The 5,033-nt window shown below is 50.5% G+C and carries 3 protein-coding genes and 1 tRNA gene; 3 read left to right on the top strand and 1 reads right to left on the bottom strand.

Annotation, left to right across the window (positions count from 1 at the left end; all coding sequences use genetic code 11):
* Position 1: 1 nt before the first annotated feature.
* Positions 2 to 75, bottom strand: a tRNA-Val gene (locus OKB81_RS19305).
* 426 nt (positions 76 to 501) lie between these two features.
* On the opposite strand from OKB81_RS19305, the gene OKB81_RS19300 reads away from it, so the two are divergent.
* From OKB81_RS19300 to OKB81_RS19290, 3 genes are all read left to right on the top strand, one after another.
* Complete coding sequence (locus tag OKB81_RS19300) at positions 502 to 2,472, top strand: GmrSD restriction endonuclease domain-containing protein (RefSeq protein WP_270805381.1); 1,971 nt, start codon at positions 502 to 504, stop codon at positions 2,470 to 2,472.
* 329 nt (positions 2,473 to 2,801) lie between these two features.
* On the top strand, positions 2,802 to 3,221 hold the full coding sequence (locus tag OKB81_RS19295) for a hypothetical protein (RefSeq protein ID WP_270805380.1): 420 nt from the start codon (positions 2,802 to 2,804) through the stop codon (positions 3,219 to 3,221).
* Positions 3,221 to 5,011 (top strand): hypothetical protein, encoded by a 1,791-nt coding sequence (locus OKB81_RS19290; protein WP_270805379.1) that lies wholly within the window; start codon positions 3,221 to 3,223, stop codon positions 5,009 to 5,011. The genes OKB81_RS19295 and OKB81_RS19290 overlap by 1 nt, the downstream gene beginning before the upstream one ends.
* The last annotated feature ends 22 nt before the right edge of the window (positions 5,012 to 5,033 follow it).

Below are 5,033 nucleotides of genomic sequence, written 5' to 3'. Positions count from 1 at the left end.
GTGGGTTTAATTGGATTCGAACCAACGACCCCTACCATGTCAAGGTAGTGCTCTAACCAACTGAGCTATAAACCCACATCTGTGTTCAACCGGATTCGAACCAACGACATTGCCTACGCCATGTCAAAGTACTGTTCTAACCGACTGAGCTATAAACCCACATCAAATTCATATCTGCAATTTATTCAAACTATTATGGTGCGTCCTAGTGGATTCGAACCACCGACCCCCACCATGTCAAGACGATAGCTATATCAAGTCTTATGTTTGCTTACTTATCTTAATTCAAGATCAAAGCCATATAAAACAATAGTGTAGCGTTGAATTTATATCTCTTGGTGTGAGTTAATCGCGTCTTTTATATTGGATTTTAAAGTAATCTGGGCACAAAATAGGCACAAATCCAATGTTTCTAAAATGACCACTATCTAACGCGCAGAGGGTCCCATATGAGGTGCCATGCATGATGCAGCAACTACTCACAGGAAGGAGCCGACTGGTATGAAAATTTCCACTATCCTCGACCATATCGACAGTGGCCATATGGCGCTGCCGGAGTTTCAGCGCGGTTATGTTTGGAACCGCGATCAGGTCCGCAGCTTGTTCGATTCTCTGTATCGGCGACATCCGGTCGGTGGCCTGCTGGTTTGGGCCACTGAGTCCAAGACTGCCACCCATCGCGGTGATGGCGTTCTGGCAGCCGGGATTGTCAAGCTGTTGCTGGATGGCCAGCAGCGGATGACATCACTGTACGGTGTTGCGCGGGGCCAGCCACCCAAGTTCTTTGATGGTAATACTCAGGCATTTACGGGTCTGCGTTTTAATCTGGAATCGCAGACCTTCGAGTTTTACCAGCCGATCAAGATGAAGGATGATCCCCTGTGGATCGATGTTACCGCCTTGATGAAACAGGGGCCGGCCGGAGTCGGTAGCTTTATCGCCGCCTTCAGCCAGAAGCCGGAGCTGCTGCCAAAAATCGGCGACTTTGCAGGTCGACTGAGCCACCTGCTGGGCATTCTGGAGATAGACCTGCACGCCGAGGAGGTCACTGGCCCTGACAAGACGCTTGACGTGGTGGTGGATATCTTCAACCGGGTTAACAGCGGCGGCACCAAGCTCTCCAAGGGCGATCTTGCCCTTGCGAAAATCTGCGCCGAGTGGCCGGAAGGCCGCGATAAGATGAAGGGTAAGCTTGGCGAGTGGGACAAGGCCGGGTATCACTTCAACCTCGACTGGTTGCTGCGTTCGGTCAACACAGTGCTGACTGGTGAAGCCAAGTTTCAATATCTGCATGATCAGCCCGCTGACAAAATTCAAAACGCGCTGCAGCGGGCTAATAAATACATCGATACTAGTTTGAATCTTATCGCCGGAAGGCTAGGTCTGGATCACGACCAGGTATTTTTTGGACGTTTCGGCATACCTGTGATGGCTCGCTATCTCGATCAGCGTCAACAGCTCCAACTCGGTCATATGAATGAGAAGGACCGCGACAAGTTGCTGTTCTGGTTCGTACAAGCAGCGATGTGGGGTCGTTTCTCAGGATCCACCGAGTCTTTCATCGACAAGGATCTGGAGGCGCTGGAAGGCGGCGACGGTGATCTCGACCGCTTGCTGGAACAGCTGCGTCTCTGGCATGGCGGCCTGCGTGCTGAATCCGGCCACTTTACTGGCTGGAGCCTGGGCGCACGTTTCTACCCGGTGCTTTACATGCTCACCCGCATGGGTGAGGCGCGGGACTGGGGCACTGGCTTGCCGCTGAAGGCTAATCTTCTGGGCAAAATGAGCCGCTTGGAGGTGCACCACATTTTCCCCAAGGCGCAGCTATACAAGGCCAAGTCACTTGGCTTTCGTAAGTCCGAGGTCAATGCGCTGGGCAATTTCTGCTTCCTGACCAAGGACACGAACCTGCAGATTAGCGACCGGTTGCCGGAGGACTATTTCCCCGAAATCGAAGCTGTGCATCCCGGTGCTTTGGCCTCGCAATGGATACCCAACGACCCGGTCTTGTGGAAGTTGGAGAACTTCCGCGACTTCCTCGAAACCCGCAAGGAACTGCTGGCTGCCGAGTTGAACTGGCAGATGGAAAAACTGCTGCACGGCGACACCCGATGGCTGGCCGGAGATACTGTGCCGCGTGTTGAGCCTTTAGTCGTCGGTGGGATTAGTAGCGAAGAGGAAGAACAGGAACTAGAAGCTCTGAATGGCTGGGTCGAGAGTGAGGGGTTGTCCAGAGGTATTATCGCCTTCGACCATGCCGATCTGGACTCGGGCGAGCAAATCGCAGTGTTCGATCTGGCTTGGCCGAGTGGATTGCAGAAGGAGCTGAGCCAACCGGTTGCAGTGTTGCTGAACGAGGATGCTTCAACCATTGCGTTGGCCAGTCAGGCTGGTTATCGCTGCTTTACAGCTATCAGCTCTTTTCGCCAATACGTGCGAAAGGAAGTGTTGGGAGTGAATCTGAATGGATGACATAAAAAGACCAGACCGAGTCCACTAGAATCGAGTTGTGTTGCTATTTACTGATAGCAGCCGACCGGATTACCTGCGTTACTTTTAGAATCTGGTGCTTCCTTGAAGACTCGAACTACCAACCCGGACCTAACGCTCTAGAAGGACTACATATGAGGCATCCCGAGTTTGCACAGTACTGCGAGCGATTGCCGGAGCGAGGACGGTTCGAGTCAGTACCGCTATCAACATTAATACTGGATCGTGTATGTGAGAAGGTGCTCGCTCGTGGATCTATTGTCGCGGCGTTAAGGGGGTGGTCGTTACCCTGCACTGCAGAGGATCATGGCATGGCTGTTCTCGATAGCATACAGAGTCCAATCATGGGATACCGCCCCAAAGGGAGTGAGAAGGTTGCTGTGATCGCCGGCTTTTTCACGTATCACCGGCTGCTACAGCAACAAGCAACCAGTAAACCAATAGTAGCGGTGAATGTATTTCTATTGGATAAAGCACCTAAGCCAGATTTGAGAGAATTGCTGTTTTTGAATGAATTGACTCGGTCACTTTTGCGGCAGTGCTTTACTCACTCTAGTGCGACAATCGCAGACTATCTTTATGCGTGGTTTGACTGCAGAGCTGAGTCCAGCCTGTTTGGATCGGATAAGTGGCAGCAACTGTTTCCGCAATTGCGTACTAAGGCCGATCTGTGCGGATGGTTAGAGATCAGTAGCAAAACATTTATCCCGACCAGGCAGGGTGATAAGTGATGACAGGCTGGGAGCTGTTACCAGACCTGGTCCAGCATTTTAGCCGGTACGCTAGTCAGACTGGATTTGAGCTCGAATCGTTTGAAATCGAGGAAGTGTTGATTCCCTGGCTGGAAAAAATACAGGCTCCAGCTACTATGCGCGGGCTCGGTCATATCCTATGGGCGCTGAATAATTATTCACAGGATGCCGCTGCAAAAGTGCAGCTCGAACGTATCTTTGAATTACCATCCTGGTTTTTGCCCGCTCTTGGCTTTCAGATCTCGATATCGGATCCTAAACAAGAAGATTTTTTTTGGGACCAAAGAATGGGTAGCGGTTGGTGTGAAATATCCCCATGTTACGCTTGGCTATTTCGCCTGACCAAATACAGTAGAGACTCCAAAGCAAGAAGCGTACAGCTCCTTTTCATTGAACACTACTATAAGACACTGGTCGAACTGACTGACCCGGCATTTAATACTAAAAGTCAAACCCGTGAGCAGCTAGTTTGCTCAGCTAGTCGATTGCTCTTTGATGCCAGAAACCTAGATTTTCAAGGATTAACCGCATGCCTAACTCAGGATGACCTTTCCAGTATCGAGAGGTTAGCGTTGCGGATAGATCGTTATTGCAAGGATGGTGGCAATAGGCTTGAGAAAAAAAACAACGACTATATGCGTACCTTGGTGCATTTCTTCCTTGGCAACTGGGGGGGCGGTCGAAGGGGTAACCGGATCCATCGCTATAACAAAATGATAGCCAGACGTTTCAATCGTACTCAGAAGTCCGTTGTTCAAGGATGCGATGGCGCTTTGCAAGAACTGCTGCCGAGTCTGCTAGACGTGCTGGATCCTGAGGGTGTTGAGACGGATGATTTTTTTCCGCTGCAGACATTTATAGAAGTCGAAGGTCAGTTTACTGAAGAGCGGGATACAAAGGAGATCCCAGATATTGAGAGGGTGTTTGACCGGGCGCTGAATCGGAAGAAAAATATCGATGTCACCAATAAAGTGCGTCGAGGGCAGAATGTCTGTCTGCAAAATACAGAGCTGCTTAAAGCTGGTGACCTGGCACGTTTCATCCGATTTCTACAGAGTAGCCAGCATGCCACCACGTTAGCATTTTGGGCCATGTTGCTGTTGGGTAAACCCCTTGGGGAGTTGGCTCAACTGTATGTATTTGATGATTTGCATGATGTGACATCTGGTCTCTACCTGGATCCAGAAGGAAATGGTTGGTGGAGCTTCCCTGTTTCTTATTCCGCAAAACGCGGGCTAGATGATCAAAGGCGTGGTCTGATAGTCACAGCTGATCATGTGTTCACTGCCTGTCCACGATTCTTCATCTCGTTGCTGTCTGGGCACTACAATGGGGGGCTTGCCCCCTTATTGCCGGATACGTTTACAGCCGAACTGCTGGCAAAGCGTTTAAAGAAATATTCTGATCATCTGCAACGTGGAAGCAGGATCAGCCTCGATAAAATTTCTTCCTTCTTAGACCGCTTTTGTTTCGCTATGGGCACGGTCGACCCGGTTGTGCTCGACTTCAGCTATCAGCTTGCGCTGAGTCGCACTCGTGTATCCAGGAGTTATGCCTGTCTCGAGGATGAGCAGCGAGTTGGAACGCTGCACAGGTTATGGCTGGAGATCTCTCAATACATACGGGCAGCAGATCCGACAATTGATTGTCCAACTCTCTTTGAGGTGCGGTATTGGCATGAGCCAATGGTGGTTGGATCAACATTTACTCCCTCCCCAGGGCGGGATCGCACTTTGTTAATGAAATTTGAACAGGCAGATCGTCTGTGATCTAATCGCGTCTCCATGCAGG

This window comes from Aeromonas sp. QDB56 (genome assembly GCF_027705505.1).
Taxonomy (GTDB): Bacteria; Pseudomonadota; Gammaproteobacteria; order Enterobacterales; family Aeromonadaceae; genus Aeromonas; species Aeromonas caviae.
Note: the sequence above shows the minus strand (reverse complement) of the source record. Positions and strands in the feature narration are given on the sequence as shown.

Bases quoted from the DNA above. Each gene is read 5' to 3' on its own strand.
- OKB81_RS19300 (WP_270805381.1), top strand. From the start codon at position 502: ATGAAAATTTCCACTATCCTCGACCATATCGACAGTGGCCATATGGCG.
- OKB81_RS19295 (WP_270805380.1), top strand. From the start codon at position 2,802: ATGGCTGTTCTCGATAGCATACAGAGTCCAATCATGGGATACCGCCCC.
- OKB81_RS19290 (WP_270805379.1), top strand. From the start codon at position 3,221: ATGACAGGCTGGGAGCTGTTACCAGACCTGGTCCAGCATTTTAGCCGG.